Annotated in this window: 22 protein-coding genes; 12 read left to right on the top strand and 10 right to left on the bottom strand. The window is 63.6% G+C overall.

Annotated elements, in window-relative coordinates; translation table 11 throughout:
- The 3 genes from VNZ93_RS24925 to VNZ93_RS11290 all read left to right on the top strand — a co-directional run.
- Positions 1 to 139 (top strand): hypothetical protein (locus tag VNZ93_RS24925; protein WP_414710053.1); only part of this gene is annotated, 139 nt, incomplete at its 5' end.
- A complete protein-coding gene (pbpC, locus tag VNZ93_RS11295; protein ID WP_325704454.1) occupies positions 136 to 2,199 on the top strand; it encodes a penicillin-binding protein 1C in 2,064 nt (687 codons plus the stop codon). The genes VNZ93_RS24925 and pbpC, both read left to right, overlap by 4 nt.
- Positions 2,200 to 2,244: 45 nt before the next feature.
- A complete protein-coding gene (locus VNZ93_RS11290; RefSeq protein ID WP_325704451.1) occupies positions 2,245 to 3,978 on the top strand; it encodes a glycosyltransferase family 39 protein in 1,734 nt (577 codons plus the stop codon).
- A 6-nt stretch (positions 3,979 to 3,984) separates the two neighbouring features.
- Here VNZ93_RS11290 and metC read toward each other — a convergent pair whose 3' ends face one another.
- Positions 3,985 to 5,178 (bottom strand): cystathionine beta-lyase, encoded by a 1,194-nt coding sequence (gene metC / locus VNZ93_RS11285; RefSeq protein ID WP_325704448.1) that lies wholly within the window; start codon positions 5,176 to 5,178, stop codon positions 3,985 to 3,987.
- A 290-nt stretch (positions 5,179 to 5,468) separates the two neighbouring features.
- Here metC and VNZ93_RS11280 point away from each other — a divergent pair, with 290 nt between their 5' ends.
- From VNZ93_RS11280 to VNZ93_RS11260, 5 genes are all read left to right on the top strand, one after another.
- Positions 5,469 to 6,485: an amino acid ABC transporter substrate-binding protein gene (locus tag VNZ93_RS11280; RefSeq protein ID WP_325704446.1), complete on the top strand. Its 1,017-nt coding sequence runs from the start codon at positions 5,469 to 5,471 to the stop codon at positions 6,483 to 6,485.
- A gap of 18 nt (positions 6,486 to 6,503) precedes the next feature.
- Positions 6,504 to 7,679 (top strand): amino acid ABC transporter permease, encoded by a 1,176-nt coding sequence (locus VNZ93_RS11275; protein ID WP_325704443.1) that lies wholly within the window; start codon positions 6,504 to 6,506, stop codon positions 7,677 to 7,679.
- Positions 7,676 to 8,821, top strand: a complete 1,146-nt coding sequence (locus VNZ93_RS11270) for an amino acid ABC transporter permease (protein ID WP_414710052.1) — start codon at positions 7,676 to 7,678, stop codon at positions 8,819 to 8,821. The genes VNZ93_RS11275 and VNZ93_RS11270 overlap by 4 nt, the downstream gene beginning before the upstream one ends.
- Complete coding sequence (locus tag VNZ93_RS11265; protein WP_325704437.1) at positions 8,818 to 9,585, top strand: amino acid ABC transporter ATP-binding protein; 768 nt, start codon at positions 8,818 to 8,820, stop codon at positions 9,583 to 9,585. The genes VNZ93_RS11270 and VNZ93_RS11265 overlap by 4 nt, the downstream gene beginning before the upstream one ends.
- Before the next feature lie 193 nt (positions 9,586 to 9,778).
- Positions 9,779 to 10,369 carry an HdeD family acid-resistance protein gene (locus tag VNZ93_RS11260; RefSeq protein WP_325704435.1) on the top strand — a complete coding sequence of 197 codons (591 nt, stop codon included), beginning with the start codon at positions 9,779 to 9,781 and terminating at the stop codon, positions 10,367 to 10,369.
- Positions 10,370 to 10,423: 54 nt separating this feature from the next.
- Here the strand turns inward: VNZ93_RS11260 and VNZ93_RS11255 are convergent, their stop codons facing one another.
- The 4 genes from VNZ93_RS11255 to VNZ93_RS11240 all read right to left on the bottom strand — a co-directional run bounded on the left by VNZ93_RS11255 (position 10,424) and on the right by VNZ93_RS11240 (position 14,695).
- Complete coding sequence (locus tag VNZ93_RS11255; RefSeq protein ID WP_325704431.1) at positions 10,424 to 11,323, bottom strand: MBL fold metallo-hydrolase; 900 nt, start codon at positions 11,321 to 11,323, stop codon at positions 10,424 to 10,426.
- A gap of 69 nt (positions 11,324 to 11,392) precedes the next feature.
- The gene (sseA, locus tag VNZ93_RS11250; protein WP_325704428.1) at positions 11,393 to 12,253 is read right to left on the bottom strand and encodes a 3-mercaptopyruvate sulfurtransferase; all 861 of its coding nucleotides are present in this window, start codon (positions 12,251 to 12,253) and stop codon (positions 11,393 to 11,395) included.
- Positions 12,254 to 12,260: 7 nt separating this feature from the next.
- The gene (locus tag VNZ93_RS11245; protein WP_325704425.1) at positions 12,261 to 13,295 is read right to left on the bottom strand and encodes a cysteine synthase A; all 1,035 of its coding nucleotides are present in this window, start codon (positions 13,293 to 13,295) and stop codon (positions 12,261 to 12,263) included.
- A gap of 170 nt (positions 13,296 to 13,465) precedes the next feature.
- The gene (locus VNZ93_RS11240; protein ID WP_325704422.1) at positions 13,466 to 14,695 is read right to left on the bottom strand and encodes a cyclopropane-fatty-acyl-phospholipid synthase family protein; all 1,230 of its coding nucleotides are present in this window, start codon (positions 14,693 to 14,695) and stop codon (positions 13,466 to 13,468) included.
- Positions 14,696 to 15,117: 422 nt separating this feature from the next.
- Here VNZ93_RS11240 and VNZ93_RS11235 point away from each other — a divergent pair, with 422 nt between their 5' ends.
- The 4 genes from VNZ93_RS11235 to VNZ93_RS11220 all read left to right on the top strand — a co-directional run bounded on the left by VNZ93_RS11235 (position 15,118) and on the right by VNZ93_RS11220 (position 20,344).
- Positions 15,118 to 16,344 carry a GGDEF domain-containing protein gene (locus VNZ93_RS11235; protein WP_325704418.1) on the top strand — a complete coding sequence of 409 codons (1,227 nt, stop codon included), beginning with the start codon at positions 15,118 to 15,120 and terminating at the stop codon, positions 16,342 to 16,344.
- Positions 16,345 to 16,422: 78 nt separating this feature from the next.
- Positions 16,423 to 18,273 carry a feruloyl-CoA synthase gene (locus tag VNZ93_RS11230; protein WP_325704415.1) on the top strand — a complete coding sequence of 617 codons (1,851 nt, stop codon included), beginning with the start codon at positions 16,423 to 16,425 and terminating at the stop codon, positions 18,271 to 18,273.
- A gap of 95 nt (positions 18,274 to 18,368) precedes the next feature.
- On the top strand, positions 18,369 to 19,340 hold the full coding sequence (locus VNZ93_RS11225; protein WP_325704412.1) for a tripartite tricarboxylate transporter substrate binding protein: 972 nt from the start codon (positions 18,369 to 18,371) through the stop codon (positions 19,338 to 19,340).
- Positions 19,341 to 19,453: 113 nt separating this feature from the next.
- Positions 19,454 to 20,344 carry a fumarylacetoacetate hydrolase family protein gene (locus VNZ93_RS11220; protein WP_325704409.1) on the top strand — a complete coding sequence of 297 codons (891 nt, stop codon included), beginning with the start codon at positions 19,454 to 19,456 and terminating at the stop codon, positions 20,342 to 20,344.
- Between the two features lie 103 nt (positions 20,345 to 20,447).
- On the opposite strand, the gene VNZ93_RS11215 is transcribed toward VNZ93_RS11220, so the two are convergent.
- The 5 genes from VNZ93_RS11215 to VNZ93_RS11195 all read right to left on the bottom strand — a co-directional run.
- Entirely contained in the window at positions 20,448 to 21,077 is a 630-nt protein-coding gene (locus tag VNZ93_RS11215; protein ID WP_325704406.1) for a YceI family protein, read from the bottom strand.
- A complete protein-coding gene (locus VNZ93_RS11210) occupies positions 21,077 to 21,664 on the bottom strand; it encodes a cytochrome b (protein WP_325704402.1) in 588 nt (195 codons plus the stop codon). Before VNZ93_RS11210 ends, VNZ93_RS11215 begins: the two co-directional genes overlap by 1 nt.
- Positions 21,665 to 21,704: 40 nt before the next feature.
- Entirely contained in the window at positions 21,705 to 22,310 is a 606-nt protein-coding gene (locus VNZ93_RS11205; RefSeq protein WP_325704399.1) for a YceI family protein, read from the bottom strand.
- Between the two features lie 197 nt (positions 22,311 to 22,507).
- Entirely contained in the window at positions 22,508 to 23,533 is a 1,026-nt protein-coding gene (locus tag VNZ93_RS11200; protein ID WP_325704396.1) for a TRAP transporter substrate-binding protein, read from the bottom strand.
- Positions 23,534 to 23,651: 118 nt separating this feature from the next.
- On the bottom strand, positions 23,652 to 24,552 hold a 901-nt coding region (locus tag VNZ93_RS11195), incomplete at its 5' end, for an NAD(P)-dependent oxidoreductase (protein WP_325704392.1).

Raw genomic sequence — 24,552 nt, 5'->3', positions numbered from 1 at the left:
CTTCACGGTGGCGTATGTGGTGCGCGCCGTTGCGCCGGGCACATACACGCATCCGCAGGCCTTCGTGGAAGACATGTATCGTCCCGACCGGTTCGGCCGTACGGCGACGGGCAAGGTCGAGGTGACGGCCGCCAAATGAGGCGCCGCGCGGCGATAGCATTGGGTGTGGCGAGCGCGTTCCTTGCCGGGGGCGCGCTTGCCTTCGGCTTGTGGGTGCGCTCGCTTCCCCCGCTGCCGCGCGCCGATGCGCTGTCCTATTCGGTCGAAGTGGTCGACCGCGACGGGCGGCTGCTGCGGCCCTATGCCACCGAGGAGGGCCGATGGCGGCTGAAAGCCGGGGTCGAGGATGTCGATCCGCGTTACCTCGCCATGCTGATCGCGTACGAGGACAAACGGTTTCGGACGCATCATGGCGTCGATCCCGCCGCCATGATGCGCGCGGCCTGGCAATGGCTGATCCATCGCGAGATCGTGTCGGGCGCGTCGACCATCACCATGCAGGTCGCGCGTCTGCTCGAGCCGCGGACCGAGCGCACGCTGAGTGCAAAGCTGCGCCAGATGGTGCGCGCGATCCAGATCGAACGCGCGATGAGCAAGGATGATATCCTTGCGCTGTATCTCTCGCTTGCGCCCTATGGCGGCAATCTCGAAGGTACGCGCGCGGCCTCGCTCGCCTATTTCGGCAAGGAGCCGAAGCGGCTGTCGCGCACCGAGGCCGCGCTGCTGGTGGCGCTGCCGCAATCTCCGGAAGCGCGCCGGCCCGACCGCTCGCCGGAGCGCGCGCGCCTCGCGCGGGACCGCGTGCTCGACCGGATTGCGGGTGACATCGGCATTCCGGCCGATGAGGTCGCGACGGCGAAATCCGTTGCCATGCCGTCGCGACGCAGGGCGATGCCTTCGCTTGCGGCGCATGCCGCCGATCAGGCGATGATCGCCGCACCCGATCGCCTGAAGCACGAACTCACCATCGACGCGCGTCTGCAGCAGGCGCTGGAAATGCTGGCGCGCGAACGCGCAATGTCGTTGGGCGCCGATATTTCGGTCGCGATCCTCGCGGTGGATCATGCCAGCGGCGAAATTCTTGCGCGCGTCGCGTCACCCGATTACTTCGACACGTCGCGGGCAGGGCAGGTCGATCTGACGCGCGCGTTGCGTTCGCCCGGTTCGGCGCTGAAGCCATTCATCTATGGGCTCGCATTCGAGGATGGGTTGGCGCATCCCGAAACGCTGATTGACGACCGCCCGACGCGCTACGGCGACTATGCGCCCGAGAATTTCGACCTGACCTTCCAGGGCACCGTTCCGGTGCGCAAGGCGTTGCAATTGTCGCTCAACGTGCCCGCCGTCGCACTGCTCGATCGTGTCGGTGCCGCGCGTCTGACGGCGCGTCTGTCACAGGCCGGCGGCGACATGGTGTTTCCGAAAGGCGAGGCGCCCGGTTTGGCGATGGGACTCGGCGGCGTCGGGGTCACGCTCTCGGATCTGACGATGCTTTATGCGGGCCTTGCACGGCAGGGCATGACCATCCCGCTGATCGAGCGCCGGAGCGATGCCGCGCTCGCGCGTCCGCCGCGCCGTCTGCTCGATCCGGTTGCGGCCTGGTATGTTGGCAATGTGTTGATCGGGACGCCCCCGCCGGAGAACGCCGCGCGCAACCGGATCGCCTTCAAGACCGGCACGTCATACGGCTATCGCGACGCCTGGGCGGTCGGTTTCGACGGGCGGCGGACCATCGGCGTCTGGGTTGGCCGGCCGGATGGCGCACCGGTGCCCGGCATTCTCGGACGGACCGCGGCCGCGCCAATCCTGTTCGACGCGTTCGCCCGCACCGGCGATCTTCCGGCGGCGCTGCCTCCGGCGCCCAAGGGCGCAATCCTCGCACCGAATGGCAAGCTGCCGCTCCCGCTCCAGCGCTTCAACCCGGAGGGTGTTGGAGTCCGGCCGAGCGAGCGGGTGCGGATCATGTTCCCGCCCAACGGCGCGCGGCTCGAACTCGGCGCGGTCGACGGCCGGCCCGAGCCCGTCGCTCTCAAGATCGCCGGCGGGGTCGAACCGCTGACCATCCTCGTCAACGGCAAGCCTCAGGAGCGGGGCGCGGGCCGCACGATTTTCTTCGATCCGCAGGGGCCGGGTTTCGTGCGACTGACGGTTGTTGACGGAAAAGGCACAGCCGACAGCGTGATGGTGCGGCTGCAGTAACCGGTTCTTCCCCCCCGCATCCGTTTTCCCTATGGTCCCGCCCGCATGGCGACCGGTTGGGGCAATGACAGTTTTGCAAGGCGCAATCCGCGAGAAACCTGGCAACGGGGGCTCGGCGGATTGCTCGACTATGCGTCCGCAACCGACACGCGTGCGATCGTCTTCGTCCTGATTTTCTCGCTGCTGGCGTTCCTGCCGGGCCAGTCGAAAGTCCCACCGATCGACCGGGACGAGGCCCGCTTCGCGCAGGCCACCAAGCAGATGGTCGATACCGGCGACTATGTCGACATCCGCTTCCAGAACGATGTCCGCTATCAGAAGCCGATCGGCATCTACTGGATGCAGGCCGTGGCGCTGCAGACCGCGGAATTCATCGCGCGCCGCGATCTGACAGACCGCATCTACGTCTATCGTATCCCTTCCCTGATCGGCGCGGTCGGTGCGGTGCTGGCGACGCTCTGGGTCGCGGGTATGTTCGTCAGCCGGCGCGCGGCGATCCTCGCGGCCATGATGATGGCGGCGTCGATCATGCTGGGGATCGAGGCGCGCCTGGCCAGAACCGACGCGATGCTCCTGTTCATGACGGTGTTGTGTATGGGCGTGCTTGCCCGCGCCTATCTGCCGCGCGCTGCCGAAGAACCGGACAACCGCGCGCTGCCCTTTGTGTTCTGGATCGCGCTCGGCGTAGGTGTGCTGCTCAAGGGACCGGTGATCCTGATGCTGGTCGGCTTGCCGATCGTGACACTGGCCGCGATCGACCGCTCCGCATCGTGGTTGAAGGCGCTGCGTCCGCTGATCGGAATTCCGATCCTTCTTCTGCTCGTGTTGCCGTGGCTCCTCGCCATCTCGGCGCGGACCGGATCGACCTTCTTTTCAGACTCGATCGTCGGTGACGCACTGAAAAAGGTCTACACCAGCCAGGAAGGGCACGGCGCACTGCCGGGCTATTTCATCGTGCTGTTCTTCCTCACCTTCTGGCCGGCCTCGCTGCTCGCCGGCATGGCCGTTCCCGGCGTATGGCGGGAGAAGTGGGAGACGCCGGTCAAGTTTCTGCTGGCGTGGCTGGTCCCGGCCTGGATCGTGTTCGAACTGGCCATCACCAAGCTTCCGCATTACGTGCTGCCGCTCTACCCGGCTGTCGCCATCCTGCTCGCGCGCGCGATCGAGACCGGGCAAATGTCGCGCAAGTCGTGGATGGAGTGGGGCACGTTCTGGTGGTTCGCGGTCCCGGTGCTGGTGTTTGTCGGCGCGCTGTTTCTACTGCTGCGCTACGAGGGCGAACTCGGCTGGCAGGCCTGGCCGTTCCTCGCCGCGGCCATCGTCTTCGGCTTCCGCGCCTGGTGGCTCTACGATGTCGATGGCATCGAGCGCTCGCTGTTGCGCGCGTCCGTCACGACAGTCCTGCTGTCGATCGCGGTTTACTGGTCCGTCCTCCCCGCGCTCCAGGGTCTGTTTCCCAGCGTTTCGATCCAGCGCTCGATCCACGCGACCGGTTGCAAGACGCCGAGGATCGCGGCCGCGGGCTATCACGAGCCCAGCATGGTGTTCCTGTCGGGCACCGACACGGTGCTGACGAGCGCCGCGGGTGCCGCGGATTTCCTGAGGGGTGACGACGATTGCCGGTTTGCCGTCGTCGAACAGGCACTCGAACGAACCTTTGCCCGCCGCGCGGAAGCGATCGACGTGCGCTACACGCAAGTGTCCCGCTTCCGCGGCTACAGCTTCGGAAGCGGCGGCCGCGTTGCCTTCACCATCTACCGTTCGCTCGGCGATCGCTGACGCGCATCAGTTGCGCTCTGCTTCGTGGAGCGCGGCGAAGCCGCGTTCCAGATCGGCGATCAGATCACGCGTGTCTTCCAGACCGATGTGGAAGCGCAGGCCAAGTCCGCCCGGCGCATAGGACGTCGCGGTCCGGTAATCCGTGCAGTCGTAGATGATGACAAGGCTCTCATAGCCGCCCCAGGAAAAGCCCATGCCGAACAACGACAGCGCGTCGCAGAACGCATAGAGCGCTTTTTCCGACACTGGCTTGAGGACGATGCTGAACAATCCGGACGCACCGGTGAAGTCCCGCTTCCAGATCGCGTGACCCGGATGCGAGGGCAGGGCCGGATACAGCACATTCAGCACTTCCGGCCGCTGCTCGAACCATTGTGCAATTTCGAGCGCGGAGCGCTGATGGCGCTCGAGCCGCACCGACATGGTGCGCAGGCCTCGTTGCGCGAGATAGACATCGTCCGGGCCGGCGCAGAGCCCGTAATTCCCGACCGTCTCGTTGAGCTGCGGCCAGGTCGCCGCGTTGGCCGACACCGTTCCGAACATGATGTCCGAATGTCCGCCGATATACTTGGTGCCGGCCTGGATGGACAGATCGACGCCATGGGCGAAGGCCTGGAAGTAGAGCGGGGTCGCCCAGGTGTTGTCCATCAGGACGACGGCGCCCTTGTCATGGGCAACGCGTGCGATCGCCGGGATGTCCTGCATTTCGAAGGTTTGCGAGCCGGGCGCTTCGACAAACACCGCGCGGGTGTTCGGCTTGAACAGGCCTGCGATGTCCGCTCCGATCAGCGGATCGTAGTAACTGGTTTCCACCCCGTACCGCTTCAGGACCGAATCGGCGAAGGTGCGGGTCGGGCGATAGACGCTGTCGGTGATCAACAGGTGGTCGCCTGCGGATAGGACCGAGAGCAGCGCCGTCGACACCGCAGCCGCCCCGGAGGGCAGTAGCGCGACACCGGCGCATTGCGGCCCCTCCAGTTCGCGCAGCGCATTCTCGAGCGCTTCCGATGTGGGCGTGCCGCGGCGGCCGTAACGATAGCGGGCGCGATGTGCGACCATGTCGGCCGCGGTCGGATAGAGCACGGTTGAGCCGTGATAAACCGGCGGATTGACGAACCCGTGATACTCGCGCGGGGTGCGGCCGGCGGTCACCACGCGGGTGTCGGTCCGGTAGTCGCGGGGCTCGTTCGGCTTGCTCATGGAATGTCCTTGGAATGTCCTTGGCCTGAGCCGGAGGGATGGTATCGGGCTGGCATGCGTCCCGGAGTGAACAGCAGGCAAACCGGCGAGGACCAGTCAAGCCCTTGACCTGTCTGTGCAATCGTTCTCAGATGGCGTCAATTGCGGGATTGGTCATGGCAGCCTAGGGTTAAACGCGTCTGCGGCCTTTGGCGCGAGCGGGCAGGCTTGCGCCGGATGCGCCAGGTGCCGTACGCCGTCAATCACGCAAGCCTTAGCATCGCGGCCCGATGGAGTATTGGGGACACATCATGAAGCGCAGCCTTTTTACACTCGCCCTCGCAACCCTGGTTGGTATCGCGGGCTCGGCCGCGGAAGCGCAGACGCTGAAGCAGGTGCAGCAGCGCGGCGTCCTCAATTGCGGCGCCAACGGAAATCTCGCCGGATTCGGCTTGCCGGACGCGCAGGGCAACTGGACCGGCTTTGACGTCGATTATTGCCGCGCGATCGCCGCTGCGATCTTCAACGATCCGACCAAGGTCAAGTTCATCCCGCTGACCGCGAAGGATCGCTTCACCGCGTTGCAGTCGGGCGAAGTCGACGTCTTGATCCGCAACACCACCTGGACCTCGTCGCGCGACACGACCAACGGCCTGAACTTCACGGGCGTCAACTATTACGACGGACAGGGCTTCCTGGTCCGCAAGGCGCTCAAGGTGAATTCGGCGCTGGAACTGAACGACGCAGCCGTCTGCGTGCAGCAGGGCACCACCACGGAGCTCAATCTCGCGGACTTCTTCCGCTCCAACAACATGAAGCTGAAGACGGTGACCTTCGCGACCTCCGACGAGGCGGTGAAAGCCTATGACGCCGGGCGCTGCGACGCCTACACCACGGACGCTTCCGCGCTCTATTCGGAACGGCTGCGCACTGCTGCGCCCGATGACCATGTCGTCCTTCCGGACATCATCTCGAAGGAGCCGCTTGGTCCGTCGGTCCGCCACGGCGACGACCAGTGGTTCGATATCGTGCGCTGGGTCAACTTCTGGCTGATCAACGCCGAAGAACTCGGGATCACCAAGGCCAATGTCGATGCGCAGACCAAGTCCGACAATCCGGACATCCGTCGTCTGCTCGGCGCGGAAGGCAAGTTCGGCGAGGCGTTTGGTCTCTCCAACGACTTCGGCGCCAAGATGATCAAGCATGTCGGCAATTACGGCGAGATCTTCGAAAGGAATCTGGGGCAGGGTTCGCGGCTGAAGATCTCGCGCGGACTGAATGCGCTCTGGACCAAGGGTGGCCTGCAATACGCTCCGCCGGTTCGCTGACCGGCGCGGCAGCGCGTGATGGCGCAGGCCGCACCGCCCCGAATTTCCCCGTTCTACGATCCGCGCTGGCGCAGCATTGCATTCCAATTGCTGCTCTGCGCGGTCATCGTCTGGCTTGCCTATAGCGCCGTCACCAATGCGGCGGAGAATCTGGCGCGTGCGCGGATCGCGTCGGGGTTCGACTTCTGGAATTCGACCGCGGGCTTCGACATCAGCCAGCACCTGATCCCGTATTCGGCGCAATCGACCTATGGCCGCGCCTTCTGGGTCGGCCTGCTCAATACGCTGCTGGTTTCGTTTCTCGGCATCGTCTTTGCGACCATCATCGGATTTGCGATCGGCATCCTGCAATTGTCGAAGAACGTGCTCGTTGCGAAGCTCGCGCGCGGCTATGTCGAGGTGATCCGCAACCTGCCGCTGCTGCTGCAATTACTGTTCTGGTACAATGCCGTGCTGAAAGCGTTGCCGGTGCTGCGCGACAGCATCTCGATCCCCGGCGGCATGCTGCTCAACAATCGCGGCCTGTTCCTGCCGAAGCCGATTTTCGGACCCGGTTTCGAGGCCGTACCGATCGCATTCGTCCTCGGCATTGCAGGCGCGTTCGGGTACCGGCACTGGGCGAGGCGGCGGCAAGCGCTGACCGGGCAGCAGGCGCCGGTTTTCGCAGTCGGTGTCTCGCTGATTCTCGGGCTGCCGCTTCTCGCGCTGGCGCTCACCGGCTTCCCGGTTACGTTCGATTTCCCGGAGATGGGACGCTTCAACATCCGTGGCGGCATCGAGATCCTTCCCGAATTCGCCGCGCTGCTGTTCGGGTTGTCGATCTACACCGCGGCCTTCATTGCGGAGGCTGTGCGTGCCGGTGTGCAGTCGGTCTCGCATGGACAGACGGAGGCCGCATATTCTCTCGGTCTTCGGCCGCTGCCGACATTGCGGTTGATCGTCGTGCCGCAGGCGATGCGCGTGATCGTGCCGCCGCTGACCAACCAGTATCTGAACCTGACCAAGAATTCCTCGCTTGCCGTCGCGATCGGCTATCCGGATCTGGTGCAGGTCTTTACCGGGACGGTGCTGAACCAGACGGGGCAGGCCGTCGAGGTGGTTGCGATTACCATGGCGGTGTATCTGACCATCAGCCTCGCTACATCGGGGCTCATGAATCTCTACAACCGGCGCATCGCGCTGGTGGAGCGATGACGATGCGGCCACAGGCTTTCGTCCGCACCGAACCCGTCCCCGCAATGCCGCCGCCCGCCAGCGGGCGCGGCGTCACAGGCTGGCTGCGCGAGAACCTGTTCTCCGGCCCGCTCAATATCGTTCTGACGTTGTTGTCGCTGCTGGTGCTGTGGTGGATCGTCCCGCCGCTCCTGAACTTCCTGATCTTCGACGCGGTCTGGGTCGGCGAGGATCGTGCGGCCTGTATCGTGACGCCGGACCGTCCCCGGGTTGGCGCCTGCTGGGCCTTCGTGGCCGAGCGCATCAACTTCTTCATCTACGGCTTTTATCCGGTCAACGAGCGCTGGCGCGTCGATACGTTCTTCGCGCTGCTTGCGATCGGAATCGTGTGGCTGCTCGCGACCTGGGCGCCGAACAAGCGTGTCGCCGCGGTTTACTTCTTCATCGTGCTGCCGATCGTCTCGATCATGCTGCTGCTCGGCTTTGCGCCCCTGCGGCTCTCGTACGTTCCGACCTCGCTCTGGGGCGGCATCCTGGTGACGGTGGTGGTCTCTGCCGTCGGCATCGTGTTCTCGCTGCCGCTCGGTGTTGTGCTTGCGCTCGGGCGCCGCTCGAGGATGCCGGCGGTGCGGCTGTTCTCGATCATCTTCATCGAGTTCGTGCGCGGCGTGCCGCTCATCACAGTACTGTTCATGGCGAGCGTGATGCTGCCGCTGTTCGTTCCGGAAGCCTGGTCGCCGGACAAGCTGCTGCGTGCGCTGGTCGGTGTCGCGCTGTTCGCCGCCGCCTACATGGCCGAAGTGGTGCGGGCGGGGCTGCAGGCGATCCCGCGCGGACAATACGAGGGTGCGCAGGCGCTCGGTTTGAGCTACTGGAAGATGATGGGTCTGATCATCCTGCCGCAGGCATTGCGCATCACGATCCCGAATATCGTCAACAGCAATATCGCGCTGTTCAAGGATACGACGCTCGTGTTCATCGTCGGCATTTTCGATTTCCTGCGCACGATCGAGGCCGCCCGTATCGATCCGAAATGGGCGACGCCGGTGACATCGACTACGGGCTATGCGTTCGCCGCCCTCTTCTATTTTATCTGCTGCTTCATGATGTCGCGCTATGCGCGAGGCGTCGAGCGGCGGCTCGAGACCGGGCACAAGCGATGAGCGAAACCCGTACGCCTGAAAAAGCCGGCGACATCCCGGCTGTCGAAATCGCCGGCATGCATAAATGGTTCGGCGATTTCCACGTGCTGCGCGACATCAACCTGACCGTCGGACGCGGCGAGCGGATCGTGGTTTGCGGCCCGTCCGGATCGGGAAAGTCGACCATGATCCGCTGCATCAACCGGCTCGAGGATTACCAGCAGGGCCGGGTTGTGGTGGACGGCGTGCTGCTGACCAATGACCTCAAGAGTATCGACGAAGTTCGGCGCGAGGTCGGCATGGTATTTCAGCACTTCAACCTGTTCCCGCATCTGACCGTCATGGAGAACCTGACGCTTGCGCCGATCTGGGTGCGCAAGATGCCGAAAAAGAAAGCCGAAGAGGTTGCGCTGCACTATCTCGAGCGTGTGCGCATTCCCGAGCAGGCCAACAAATATCCCGGTCAGCTTTCGGGCGGTCAGCAGCAGCGGGTCGCGATCGCCCGTGCGCTCTGCATGAGTCCGAAGATCATGCTGTTCGACGAGCCGACATCCGCACTTGACCCGGAAATGGTCAAGGAGGTGCTGGAGACCATGGTCGAACTGGCGGAAAGCGGCATGACCATGCTGGTCGTAACGCACGAGATGGGCTTCGCGCGCCAGGTCGCCGACCGCATCGTGTTCATGGACGAGGGACAGATCGTCGAGGTCAACGTGCCGGCGGAGTTCTTCGCGCATCCGAAGCACGAGCGGACCAAGCTCTTCCTCAGTCAGATCCTGAACTGACATCCCCGACGCGCCGCAACGCGCAGCACCGGTATGCGCCCGGCGCGCGCCTTAGGCCCGTTTTGATTGGTCAGGTTCCATCAAAGGCGCTAGCTTTTCTTGCCTGCGGAATCGCGAGTCGCTGCGTGCCGGCGTTCAGTCGGGGCAGGCGTGCCGGCAAGTCGGCGACAGCCGTTTTTCGAGGAGACATACCATGAGCACTCAGGCTCAACCGGTACCGGGCCCGCTGTCGGGTGCGGTGATGCTGCATGCGCTCGCGGATCACTGGTGGGTGCTGTTGCTGCGCGGGATCGCAGCGCTGATCTTCGGATTTCTCACATTCCTGTGGCCGGGCATCACTCTCCTGACGCTGACCATGTTCTGGGGCGCGTTCGCCCTCATCGACGGCGTGCTCGCATTGTGGACCGCGATCTTCGGCAAGGGCGGCATGATCGCGCCGCGCTGGTGGCTCGCGATTGTTGGTGTGGCGGGCATCGCCGCCGGTATCCTGACCTTCGCCTGGCCCGTGAAGACCGCGATCATCCTGCTGCTGTTCATCGCCTGCTGGGCGATCGTCGCCGGCATCATGGAGATCTGGGGCGCGATCAAGCTGCGCAAGGAGATCGAGGGCGAATGGCTGCTTGGTCTCGGCGGTCTGCTGACGGTGATCTTCGGCGTGATCCTGATCGCGCGTCCGGCGGTCGGCGCGCTCGCGGTCGCCTGGATCATTGGCTGGTTCGCGATGCTGCTCGGCGTGACCTGGATCGCGCTGGCATTCCGGTTGAAGAAGTTCAAGCGGACTTGAGACAATCCTCCCGTCGCCCCCGCGCGAGCGGGGACGGCGCTGACGGAGAGCGCTTCAGAACGCGTTGAACGGGATCTTCAGGTAGCTGCGACCGTTGTCTTCCGGATCCGGGAGGCGACCGCCGCGCAGGTTGACCTGCAATGCCGCGAGCATCAGTTCAGGCAGGGGCAGGGTTTTGTCGCGCGCCTCGCGCATTGCGACATAGGACGTGCGATCGCGGCCGCCACCGACATGGGTGTTGTCGCGCTTCTGCTGCGCGACCGTTGATTCCCACTGGGCCGGCCGGCCGTTGGGCCTGTAGTCGTGACCCGTGAACAGCCGCGTCGCGTCGGGCAGTGCGAGGATGCGCTGGATCGAATCATACAGCGTTGACGCGCTACCGCCCGGAAAGTCGCAACGTGCCGTGCCGGAATCCGGCTGGAACAGCGTGTCGTGGACGAAAGCGGCATCGCCCACCACGTAGGTGACGGACGCCAGCGTATGGCCCGCACACAATATGACGCGGGCGTCGAGCGAGCCGATCCTGAAGGTGTCGCCGTCCGCGAACAGGCGATCCCAGTATTGCGTGGAGTAGGGCGGCAGGTTGTAGATCTTTTCCCAGAGCTTCTGGATATCGGCCACCTTGGCGCCAATCGCCGTGGGAGCGCCGAGCTTTTCCTTCAGGTAGGCCGCGGCGGAGAAGTGATCGGCATGCGGGTGCGTGTCGAGGATCCAGTCGATCGTTAGGCCGCGTTCCGCGATGACCTTCAGAATGGCGTCCGCGGATGCCGTCGTGACGCGCCCTGAGCGCGGGTCGAAATCGAGCACGGGATCGATGATCGCTGCGTGCCGCGTGGCCGGATCGACAACAAGATAGACGATGCTCCCGGTCTTCTCGTGATAGAAGCCGGTAACGTCGGGTGACCCGGACGTGCTCGGCGTGGAGCGGGGCTCGGACAACGCATTCATGGCCATGCAAGCGTTTATCATGCGTGCGGACGCTTGACCAAGGGCCGAGCTGTCGCGCTGCAGCGACGCTCCGCCTCAGCCCTTTGACTCGATTGGCAAATCGCCGCGCGACGCCCATTCCGTCCACGAGCCGTCGTAGAGCGCCTTGGGCTCCTTGCCGATGGCATCGAGCGCAAACCACAGCACTGCGGCGGTCACGCCGGAGCCGCAGGTCGTCACCACCGGCTTGTCCGTGTCTATTCCAGCGGCCGCGAATTTCGCCCTGATCTGTTCCGGCGCGACCAGCCGGCCATCCTCGATCAGCGTGTCGAAGGGCAGGTTGAGTGCACCGGGCATGTGACCGGACTTCAGCCCCGGCCGCGGCTCGGGCGCGGTCCCGGCAAACCGGCCGGCGCTGCGTGCATCGACTACCTGGATATCGGGATTTGCGAGTGCGTTCTTCACGTCCTCGACGTCGGCGACGGCGCCGCGATTGAAGCGTGCCGTGAAGTGGCGCGGCGTGCGTCTGACCTCGCCGAAATCGAGCGGACGGCCCTCAGCCTTCCATTTCGGCAGACCGCCATCGAGAATGTAGACGTCACGGACGCCGAATGTCCGGAACGTCCACCAGACGCGCGGCGCCGAGAACAGCCCTCCGCCGTCATAGACCACGATGGTAATGCCGTCGCCGATCCCGAGATTGCGCATCGCCGACGAGAACGCTTCCGGCGACGGCAGCATATGCGGCAGGTCGCTCGAATGGTCGGAGATCGCGTCGATATCGAAATACACTGCACCCGGTATGTGGCCGGCGAGATATTCCTCGCGCGCGCTGCGATTCATCGCGGGCAGATAATAGGAGCCGTCCACCACCACGATGTCGGGCGCATCGAGATGGTCCTGCAGCCATTGCGTCGAAACGAGCGCGCGGCTCGCGGGTTTTGCTTCGGTGTTCATGGCGTACTCACACAAACGGTGGCTTGATCGTGCTCTTGCGCGTCAGCCATTCCGGGACCGGCAGGTTCTTCGACCGCAGGAAATCCGGATTGAACAGCTTCGACTGATAGCGGGTGCCGTAGTCGCACAGCACGGTCACGATGGTTGCACCCTTGCCGAGATCCTTGGCGAGGCGGATCGCGCCGGCGATGTTGATGCCGGACGATCCGCCGAGGCACAGGCCTTCGTGTTCGAGCAGATCGAACACGATCGGTACCGCCTCTTCGTCGGGGATCAGGTACGAGTGATCGACCTTGATATCCTCGATGATCGGCGTGATCCGGGCGAGGCCGATGCCTTCGGTGATCGAACCGCCTTCCGTCACCGTCGGCTTGCCGTCCTTGAACAGGTGATACATCGCAGCGCCCCGCGGATCGGCGCAGCCGATCGCGATGCTGCTCTTCTGTTCACGCAGGAATGTCGAGGTCCCGGCCAGCGTGCCGCCGGTGCCGACGGAACAGATGAAGCCGTCGATCTTGCCGCCCGTATCGCGCCAGATTTCCGGACCGGTCGAGGTGTAGTGCGCCTTGCGGTTGTCGAGGTTGTTCCACTGGTCGGCGAACAGCACGCCGTTCTTTTCGGTCTTGCGCAGCTCGTCGGCGAGCCTGCGCCCGACATGCTGATAATTGTTGGGATTGGCGTAGGGCAGGGCCGGCACCTCGACGAGCTCGGCGCCGCACAGCCGCAGCATGTCCTTCTTTTCCTGGCTCTGCGTCTCCGGGATGACGATGAGCGTGCGATAACCGCGCGCATTGGCGACGAGCGCGAGCCCGATCCCGGTATTGCCCGCCGTGCTTTCCACGACGAGACCGCCCGGCTTCAGGTCGCCGCGCTTCTCGGCTTCCAGGATCATCTGCCGGCCGGCACGATCCTTGACCGACTGGCCCGGATTCATGAACTCGGCCTTGCCGAGGATCGTGCAGCCGGTCATTTCGGACGCGCGCTTGAGCTTGATCAGAGGCGTGTTGCCAATGGCGTCGATGACGCCGTCTTTGATGTTCATATGCAGGATCCGGCACTACGGCGTGCGACCAGCAAAGTGGGTACCGGCTTTGCGTCCGGACGCCCGCCAACGAGAATTGGGGCGGACCCTATCGGGGTGCGCCCGATGCGACAAGGCATGACGCGGATGGGTGGTTTGCGCGGCGGGAAGGGAGGAGGATTTGCTCGCGCTCAGGTCCCCCGGGTGAAAACCATCTGCCGGACGTCGATGTTGCGGGACAGGAATCCGGCTTCGCAATAGGCGAGGTAGTACTCCCAGAGCCTGCGGAACCGCTCGTCGAAGCCGAGCGGGGTGATCTGCGGCCAGGCTGCACGGAATCGCTCCCGCCACTCGGCGAGGGTTCGCGCATAATCCTCGCCGAAAATCCGCTCGGTCCGGAAGGGGACCCCGAATCGGTCGCCGAGCGATTTGAGGGTCGATGGGGTCGGCAGCATGCCGCCCGGGAAGACGTAGCGACGGATGAAGTCGATCTCGCGCCGGTAATTGTCGAAGAATCGCTCCTGGATGGTGATGGTCTGGATGCCCGCGGCCCCGCCGGGCTTCAACCGGTCGCGCAGCTGAGCGAAATAGGCCGGCCAGAATTTCTCGCCCACGGCCTCCAGCATTTCGATCGAGGCGATCCGGTCATAGCGGCCGCGTTCGTCGCGATAATCCTGCAGCCTGATATCGACCTTGTCGGCGAGCCCGGCTTCGAACACGCGCCTGCGCGCGAAGTCGTGCTGTTCGCGGCTGATGGTCAGCCCGACCACGCGCGCGTCATAGGTCTTTGCCGCAAACTCGGCGAAGCCGCCCCATCCGCAGCCGATTTCGAGCACGCTCTGCTCGCGCTTCAGGTCGATCGACTGGGCGAGGCTCTGATACTTGCGCAACTGCGCGGCCGTCAGGTCATTGCCGCCGGCATCGAACATCGCCGATGAGTAGGTCATGGTCGGATCGAGCCACGCCGAGTAGAACGCGTTGCCCAGGTCATAATGCGCGTGAATGTTCTTGCGGGCCTGCCGCTTGGTATTCCGATTGAGCCAGTGACGCAGCACCTGAAGCCATCGCACGACGGCGTTGCCGCCAAGCACACGCTCCATCATTTCGCGATTGATGCAGAAGAGATAAAGAAAGCCAGTGAGGTCCGGCGTGTCCCACTCGCCGCGCAGATAGGCCTCCGCAACGCCGATATCGCCGGAGCGCAGGGTGCGCCAGGCGAAGCGATAGTTCTTCACGACCATGCTGGCGGTGGGACCGGACTGCGCCCCGCGGAACACCAGCGTGCGCCCGTCGGGCAATGTCACTTCAAGAGATCCGCAGCGGATATTTTCCGCAAGCGAGAAGGCGAGCCTCGCGGTCCCCGGCAATCCCGCCAATGCAGCGCTTCGCGTGTCCGGGGTAACGATGATCGGAGCAGACATCGATGCGTTCCTGATCTTGCCGTGGGCTCTCCGCGACCGCATGGACCTGATCGGTGGCAGGAGGGGTAGGACGCATGCTGCGGGACGGAAACGCGTAGAGCTTCCGTTAACCCCAGCCGGGCGGCCTCGACGTGAACACCCGCCACCACTTCAGCACCATGAACGGCAACGCAAGAATGCCGCAATCAGGTGGGGGCTCGTCAAGGGCTCCTGTGGTCGCGGAAGGTTGCAGCGACAAGCGCCGGACACCCGGTTCGAGAATCGCAGCAAATGCCAGCCTTCCGGGAAAGGAAGCCGAAACCATCGCGGCTTCAGGCGGGCTCTTTTGAACGGCTCTTCACCCATTCTTTGTCCAGTTCCCGTAAGGACATCCGCTGAACGGTAAGCCCTGATCGTCACCCGTTCGCTCGGTGACAAAGCCTATGAACCTTGACGTCAACACCCTGTTTCTCGTCACGATTTACGTCGAGGCGATGCTCGGACTGTTGCTGCTGTTTGCCTGGGTCCAGAACTCGGCGATCACGGCCGTGGCGTGGTGGGGTTCATCGCATCTGCTTCGTGCGCTTTCGATCGCGCTGTTTGGCCTTTACGGCTCGGCGCCCGAATGGGTGGCGATCGACCTGTCGAACGCCGTTCTGTTCACGGCCTTCGCGGCCACCTGGGTCGGTGCACGCATCTTCGATGGCCGTCCGCCGAGCTATCTGGGGCTGTTTGCCGGCGCGCTCATCTGGCTCGCCGTGTGCCGCATTCCTGCGATTGCGAATTCGATGGAAGCGCGCATCCTGATCGCGTCCTTCATCATCACCGGCTACACATGGGCTGCGGCTTACGAATTCTGGCGCGGCCGCAGCGAACCGCTGGTGTCGCGCTGGCCGGTTATCTTCATGCTGTTCGCGCACGGCGCGCTGTTCCTGCTGCGCACGCCGCTGTCGACCGTGCTGCCGTGGATTCCCGATACCCAGGTTTACGAAAGCGTGTGGCTCACGGTGCTGAGCTTCGAGGCCCTGCTGTTCACGATTGCCATTGCCTTCATCCTGTTGGCCATGGCGAAGGAACGCACCGAATTGCTGCACAAGACCGCATCGCTGGTCGATCCGCTGACCGGAATCCCGAACCGCCGCGCTTTCCTCGAAGGTGCTGCGGTGATGGCAGAGCGGATCAAGGACGATCCGCGACCCGCAGCGGTTCTGCTGATCGACCTCGACCACTTCAAGTCCATCAACGACTCGTTCGGCCATGCGCTCGGCGACCGTGTCTTGCAGGTCTTTGCCGAGACCGCACACGCCAATATTGGATCTGACGATCTCCTGGGGCGGCTCGGCGGCGAGGAGTTCGCGATCGCGCTCTACGACGTCGATCGCAAGCGCGCGATGGAAGTTGCGGAAAGCATTCGCCACGCATTCAAGGATGCAGCAGCAGATGTGGATGGCCATCCGGTTGCGGCGACCTGCAGCATCGGGATCGCGGTCTCCGAGCACGGCCCGTTCGACCTGCCGGATCTGCTCGGACAGGCGGACCAGGCGCTGTATCTGGCAAAGGAGCGCGGCCGAAACTGCTGCGAACTGGCAAGCGTGGAAATCGTCCTCCGCCTCGACGCGTCCACGCCGTCGCTGCGCATCAATGGCATGCAGGCGCATTCGTCCGCCTGATCGGTCTCGTTGACAGGGGCCGGCGACGACATGCATTATAATGCATGTCGTCTGGGAGGACGCTCTGTGAATTCGACAATGCCAAAACCGGCATCAGAAGCCGGTAAGCCGCCGTTTCGCCCCATCCGCTTCGCCGAGCCGCGGGTGACGCGCGACAACAGGGCAGACGGTTCGATCGTGCTGCGGGCCGAGCAGCCGCTCGCCGCCTACGTGCCAAGTCTGGCGCGTCTCTTCCGTCACGCCGTCGAGCGGCACCCGGATCGTCTTCACATGGCCGAGCGCGATGCCTCCGGCGCCTGGGCCGGCGTGACCTATGCGCAGGCGCGACAGAAGGCCGACGCGATCGCGCAGGCGCTGATCGATCGCGGCCTCTCCGCCGAACGTCCAGTCATGGCGCTGTCCGGAAACGCCGTCGAACTCGGGCTCCTCACGCTTGGGTGCTACACCGCCGGCATCCCGATCGCGCCGATCTCAGTCGCCTATTCGCTACAGAGCCAGGATCACGCCAAGCTCAAATACATCAACGAACTGCTGACGCCGGGGCTGGTCTACGTTTCCGACACTGCACCATTTGCGAAGGCGCTGGCGCATGTCACCGCGCCGATCGTCGCCGGGAAGAACGGCGCCAACCTGCCGAACGTCACGCTGTTCTCCGATCTGGAAAGCACGCAACCGGGGCCGGCGGTCGAGAACGCCGTCGCATCGATCAGGCCGGACACCATCGCGAAGTTCCTGTTCACGTCAGGCTCCACGAGCTTGCCGAAGGGCGTAATCAACACGCATGGCATGCTGACGGCGAACCAGCAGCAGTCCGTTCAGGTGTGGCCGTTCCTCAACGACGATCCGATGGTGCTGGTCGATTGGCTACCCTGGAATCACACCTTCGGCAGCAACTACAATTTCAATCTGGTCCTGCACCAGGCTGGTACGCTTTACATCGATGCCGGAAAGCCTTTGCCTGCACTCGTCGGACAGACCGTCGCGAACCTTCGAGAGATCGCGCCAACCGTCTATTTCAACGTGCCGGCGGGCTACGGCGCGCTGCTGCCATTCCTTGAAAAGGACGAAGAACTCGCAAGGAAATTCTTCTCGCGGGTGCGGCTTCTTTTCTACGCCGGCGCGTCGCTGCCGCAGGATATGTGGGAACGGCTCGAGGCGTTGGCCCTGCGCATCACCGGCACCCGTATCCCGATGACATCGTCATGGGGAACCACCGAAACCGCGCCGCTCGCGACCTCGGCGCACTATTTCCTCGAACGCGCCGGCAATGTCGGCGTGCCTGTGCCGGGCTGCGAAGTGAAGCTCGTTCCGGTCGGCAGCAAGCTCGAGATCCGCGCGCGGGGTCCGAACATCACGCCCGGCTATTGGCGCAGACCCGATCTCACCGGTGCGATGTTCGACGAGGAAGGCTATTACATGCCGGGCGACGCGGTGCGTTTCGCCGACCCGAACGATCCGAGCCAGGGGCTGATCTTCGACGGCCGCACTGCCGAGGATTTCAAGCTGACGAACGGCACGTGGGTCACGGTCGGCGCTCTCCGTATCGGCGCGATTGCGGCGGCGACACCCGTGCTGCAGGACGCCATCGTGTGCGGTGAAGGGCGCGATCAGGTCGGACTCGTGGCGTGGCTTAATGCCGCGGGCTGCAAGCAGGTCACCGGCGAAGACGGCGACCTTGCGTTCTACGCGCGACATCCGAAGGTGCACGAGCATCTGCACAAGGCGTTCGTGCAGTGGAACAAGGTCCACACCGGAGCCACGATGCGGATTGCCCGCGTGCTGCTGCTGCCGGATATGCCGTCCATCGACAGGAACGAGATCACGGACAAGGGCTACATCAATCAGCGTGTGGCGCTCGAATGCCGCTGCGCGGATGTGCAGCGTCTCTTCGACGGCAAGGCTGAACCCGACATCGTCGCGGTCGTCTGATTTCCACCTGATGAAAAGCGAGACGGGTGCGAGGAATTGCAGCCTCGCACCTGGTGCTTTATCAATCGCATAACAGCAAATCAGGGAGGATGACGATGTCACACCGGCGCGTGCTCGGAATAGCCGCCGCTCTTTTCGTGTCTGTCGCATCGTTTGCCGCGCAGGCGCAGGATTATCCGTCGCGTTCGGTGAAGATCATCGTGCCGTTCGGCGCGGGCGGGCCGGCCGATGTCTATGCGCGCGTGCTCGCGCAGCATCTCGGCGAAACGCTGAAGCAGCCTTTCGTGGTCGAGAACCGTCCCGGTGCAGGTTCCATCATCGGCACCGATGCCGTCGCGAAGTCCGAAGCCGATGGCTACACGCTGCTGCTGATGTCGAACACCCACACGGTCAACGAGACGCTGACACCGAACAAGCCGTTCAAGCTGATGAATGATTTCGTCGCGGTCGCGCCGATCAATTATTCGGATCTGATGATGGTGGTGCATCCTTCGGTGCAGGCGAAGGACGTGAAGGAATTTATCAATCTCGCGAAATCGAAGCCGGGTGGTCTGAACTACGCATCGTCCGGTCCGGGGACGCCATATCACATGGCGGGCGAACTCTTCAAAGCAATGAGCGGCACCGACATCGTGCATGTCCCGCACAAGGCTTCGGGCGAGGCGCGCTCCAGCGTGATGGGCGGGCACGTGCAAATGATGTTCGATGCTGTCACCACGATGTCGAACAGCGCCAAGCAGGGGCAGGTGAGGGCACTCGCGACCACCGGCGCGAAGCGTTCCGAACTGACGCCGGACGTGCCGACGGTGTCCGAGGCCGGCGTGCCGGGTTACGAGGCGACGATCTGGCTGGGCCTCATGGCCCCGGCAAAGACCCCGCAGGCGATCGTCGACAAGCTCAATGCCGAGATCACCAAGATCGTGAACCGGCCCGATGTGCGGGAGGCCTGGGCGAAGCAGGGCGCCGTCCCGATGGTCATGAGCCCGAAGGAGTTCGACGCCTATCTTCGCAAGGACGTCGACAAATGGGCCGATGTCGTCAAGAAGACCGGCGCCAAAGTCAATTGAGGCGCCAAATCGGCGCGCGGACCTGAACCGTTGATGGGCCGATCACCGGATTGAATTTGATCCGGTGACGGGAATGCATTAGCTGTGCCGCGACTTTTCGCGGAGAGCTAGGAATGCGCTATTGCAGGTTCAATAACGATCGCCTCGGAGTGGTGCGGGGTGACATGGTTCACGATGTCACGCCGGTTCTCGAAAAGCTTCCGGCGGTCCGCTGGCCGCTACCGGCTCACGACCCGCTCGTCGTCGCGCTGCCAAAGATCCGCGGCGACATGGAAGCCGCCGCAGATCGCGTGACGCCCGTACCGATCTCGTCGGTGAAGCTTCTGAACCCGGTGCCGAACCCGTCGAAGGTGATCGGCGCGCCGGTCAACTATCACGCGCATATCGACGAAGCGAACGCCGACGCGCAGATCAACTTCGGCAAGACCATCAAGACCATCGACCATTACGGCGTTTTCCTGAAGTCGAATTCGTCGCTCTCGGGTCCCTCGGAGCCGGTGCCGGTGGTTGAGAAGGACCGGCGCACCGATCACGAGGTCGAACTGGCGGCGATCATCGGCGAGACCTGTTTCAACGTGCCGGAAGAGGGCGCGCTGAAATACATCGCAGGCTACGCGATCGGCCTCGACATGACGATCCGTGGTCCGGAGGAGCGCTCGCTGCGCAAGTCGCTCGACCGTTTTTCGGTGGTCGGCCCGTATGTCGTGACGGCCGACGAAATTCCGGACCCCGAGAATCTCGATCTCGAAATCCTGGTCAATGGCCAGGTGCGCCAGAAGTCCAATACGTCGCGCCTGATCTTCGGTGTCGCGAAGCTGGTCTCGTATTGCTCGAACTTCTACACGCTCTATCCCGGCGACATCATCATGACGGGTACGCCGGAAGGCGTCGGCCCGGTGCAGGCCGGCGACGTGATGCATGCCAAGGTCGAGAAGGTCGGCGAGATGACGGTCGCGATCACCCGGCGCAGCGAGCCGCTGCCGCCGCCCGCGCCCACCGCTTGAGCCGCGAACGATACGATCGATGAAAACAAGAAAGCGCGGGCGTCATGCCCGCGCTTTCGTTTTTGCAACAGGGGTGAGTTTTGGACTGGTCCGGCGCGTGCGGTTACTTCTTGCGGCGCGCCAGAACCTCGATCTTGAGCCCAACTTCGTCACCCACGATCTTGGTGTCCCGCCATTCGTCGCGGCCTACGCCGAATTTCGTCCGGCTGATAGTCAATTCACCGGTCATCCGTGCGACGAGCTGGCTGGGATCTGCGGAGTCAGGGGCGATATCCAGTTTGAACGGCAGCACGACATCGGCCGTGACATCGCGGATCGTAAGCCGCGCGGCGGCTTCGTAGTCGCCCTTGCCGGCGCTGTCCGCGGTCTTGGCGCGGAGCGCCGTGGTCACGAAGCGCACCGTCGGGAAGGTCGCGGCGTCGAACCATTTCGCCTGCTTGAGTTCCTTGTCGATATCCGGATTGCCGGCATCCGCACTTGCCACATCGACGACGACCTCAACCGCACTTGCGGGCAGGTCGGCGGGATCGAATTTCACTTTTGCGGTGAAGCTCTTGAACCGCCCGCTGCTCGGCACGCCCATCTGCCGGCCGGTGAACACGATGCTGCTTTTTCCGGCATCGACAGTCCATTCCGGCGCATCGGCTGCGAGCGTCGCGTCTGCAAGGAGTGCAAGCGCGGCACCTGCGAGCATCGTTGCGGTGACGATGAACCGACGTGTCACATGCATCATTACTGAGTTTTCCAGTTGACTGCGTTCGTACCCTTCAGGCGTGCGGGCCACGGCAACATGCGCCGCAACACATCGTCGCGCTGAACGAAGTGATGATAGAGCGCGGCCAGCACGTGAACCGCGACCAGCGTCAGAAGTGCTATGGCGAGCGACAGGTGCACGACCTTCATGGTCTCGCCGAGCGCCCGATCCACACCGAACGGGCTCGGGATATGGATGAGCCCGAGATAGACCACCGGCAGGTTGAGCGCCGAGCTCATGATCCATCCCGTCACCGGCATCACGATCAGGATCGCGTATAGCGCGGCGTGCGACCATCCGGCGAGGCGTCGCTGCCATGGCGGCGTGCCCTGCGGAGGCTGCGGCACGGGATTGATGAGCCGCCAGCCCAGCCGCAGCAGAACCACGAGGAAGATCGTTACGCCCACCCATTTGTGCCACGAGTAGAACTCGAGCTTGCGCGGGCTGAACGGCATGTTGACCATGCTGACGGCGAGCGTGAACGATCCGATCAGCAGCACCAGCGTGAGCCAATGCAGCGTCTTGGTCACGAAACCGAACCGCTCGGCCGTATTTCCTATCAGCATGATGCAGGCCGGCCGTGTCGACCGCTCCGCCGTTGCACCATCAGGTCGGATCGTTCGCCCGCTTGGATTCGAGCTGGATCACGAACTCGACTTCCTCTCCGATCCACGGGATGAACGCCTTCATGCCGAAATCGGGCCGCTTCAGCTTGCCCTTCGCGGTGAAGCCGTCGATTGTGTATTTCTTTGAAAGATGCAGACCGCTCTTGTTGTAGGTCACATCCATGGTCACCGGCTGCGTCACGCCATGCATCGTGAGGTTTCCGGTCATCTTGCCGGTGTTTTCGCCGGTCTTCTCGATCTTCGTGCTCTCGAAGGTGATGGTCCGGTGCTTCCAGACATCCAGCTCGGCTTCCGACCTGATCCAGTTGTCGCGATAGGGATGGTTTGAATCGATGCTGGCCGCTTCGATTTCCACGCTGATCTTGCTGTTTGACGGATCTTTGCGGTCGAAGGTCATCTCGGCCTTGTTGATCTGCCGGAACTGACCCATCACCAGAGAGAAGCCGCCGTGTGACACCGTCCAGGTGACCGCGACGTGCTCAAGATCGACCTCGACCTTCTGCGGCTGGGCCTGCGCCGGGGCGGCAGGCAGCAGCAACGCGAGTGCGAGTGTCGTGACAAGCAATCCGCCCGCCTTGAGCGGCATGAATCGAGACCCAAGCAACATAGTCGTGTTTCTCCCCGTGGCCGGCGTGGCGCCGGCCCAAATTGATTTTTTGAGCCAACCGAGCTGGCCGGGTTACCCGCCAGTCTGTTCGCGGTGCAAATCGTAACGGATCGGCAGGGGCGGGGCTACAGCTTTCGAAAAAGAGGCCGGCGCTTAGCAGCGCCGGCCGTAACGCATCAGTACAGCGCGTTGCGCTTCTTCAGTTCGTCCTGAAGGTCCTTGTAGATCGCGGCGGGATCGCCACCGGCTTTCTTTACCTGCGCTTCCCACTCGGCCTTCAGCGGCTCGGCCGCCTTGCGCCACTCTGCGAGCTGGGCCGGCGTGATGGTGTAGACCTCCTTGCCGGCCTGCGCCTTGATCTTGTCGCGTCCGGCGGATTCCATGTCGGCCCACGGTGTCGCAATCTTCTCTGCCCACTCGGGCGTGCAGTGATCGTCGATCACCTTGCGCTGCGCCGGCGACAGCGCGTTGTACCTGTCCTTGTTCATCACGAAGGTCTGCTCGGTCGCGTAGAGCGCCGAGTCGAGATGATACTTCGTGACCTTGTCGATGCCGAACAGGACAACCGACCCCCATGGGAAGGTGATGCCTTCGGCAACACCCTTTTCGAGAAGGTCGCGCGATTCCGGAGCCGACGCCGGAACATTGGTGCCGCCAAGGAGTGAGATGAAACGGCTGATCGTGGCGTTGGCGGGACGGATTTTCATGCCTTTCACGTCGCCCGGCGTGGTCACCTTTTTGTTGGTGGTATGGAACGTCGCCGGGTCGTGCATGAAGGTCACGCAATACTTGACGTCCTTCATCTCCTTGTCGGCATATTTCCGATACCAGGCGTCGACGCCCGCGCTTCCGGCCTTCGAATTCGCGAAGATGAAAGGCAGTTCCGACGCGCCCATGATCGGGAATCGTCCCGGCTCATAGCCGGGATTCACATGCGCGAAATCGGCGATGCCGTCTTTCGCCATGTTGTAATGATCAAAGGCCTTACCGAGCTGCTGCGCCGGATAAATCTTGATCGTGATAGTCCCGTTCGAAGCCTTCTTGATCGACTCGGCCCAGGCCTCGACTGCAGGATGCATCGGGTGTCCCGGCGGCACCCAGTGGCTGAAACGAAGTTCGACCGGTTTGTCCTGCGCGAGTGCGGGACCGGCAAGTGCGGCTGCAAGCAGAGCCGTGGTCGCGGAGAAAATGGAGCGCTTCATCAATGTCCTCCCAAGGTCGCCTTATGGCAGCGATCCGAAGGCGGCAGGTTATCGCTACCGTCAGCGTTAGGCTAGCCGGCAGCGATACCGCGGGTTGTCCACGCCGGGGCGGGCCCGGCTATTCGGCTGCGGTGGGAAGAGCACGCTTCTCCCAATGCACGGCGGCCCGGGTGTGATCCTGATCGCCGCCCAGCGCGTCGCGCGCGTCCGCCCACATGTCGCAAATAAGCTGGCCGACCGGCGCGTTGACACCGATCTGCTGGGCGAGGTCGGCCGCGATCTTAACGTCCTTGGCGAGAAGCCCAAGCGCGAAGCCGGTCCCGAACGTGCCGCTCAGCAGATGCTGCTTGATCAGCATTTCGGACGCGAAGCTTCGTCCGGTTGAGACATTCACGACGTCGGCGATCACTTCAGGGTCGAGCCCGAACTTGCGGCCGACGGTGACGGCCTCCGCTGCTGCGGCGAAGCTCGTCGCGGCGAGGAAATTGTTGAGGCATTTCATCGCGTGTCCGCAGCCGAGCGTGCCGACTTCGAACAGCTTCGATCCCATGCGGGCGAGGACCGGCTTCACCGCCGCGACCGACGCCGCGTCACCTCCGATCATGATCGCGAGCGATCCGTCCCTGGCACGCGGTACGCCGCCCGAAACCGGCGCATCCACAAGCTTCAGATTGCGCGCGGCGAGGTCGGTGCCGAGCGCACGCGTCGCGACCGGATCGGCTGAGCTCATGTCGATCACGAATGCGCCTGCCTTCAGATTCGCGGCAAGCGCGCCGCCCTGCATGGTGAAGAGCGCTTCGCGCACTTCCTTGCCCGTCGGCAGCATGGTGACGATGGCGTCGGACAGCTTTCCGAGTTCGGCAAGCTGATCGGTCGAACGCGCGCCGTTTTCCTGCGCCCATTTTTTTGCGCGCGCGGGATCGAGGTCGAATGCAACGACCTCAAAGCCGGCGCGCTTCACATTGGCAGCCATCGGCGCACCCATATTGCCGATGCCGATGAATCCGACTGTCTTGATG

Origin of the sequence: Pseudorhodoplanes sp., from assembly GCF_035565795.1 — a bacterium.
Classification (GTDB): Bacteria; Pseudomonadota; Alphaproteobacteria; order Rhizobiales; family Xanthobacteraceae; genus Pseudorhodoplanes.
Note: the sequence above shows the minus strand (reverse complement) of the source record. Positions and strands in the feature narration are given on the sequence as shown.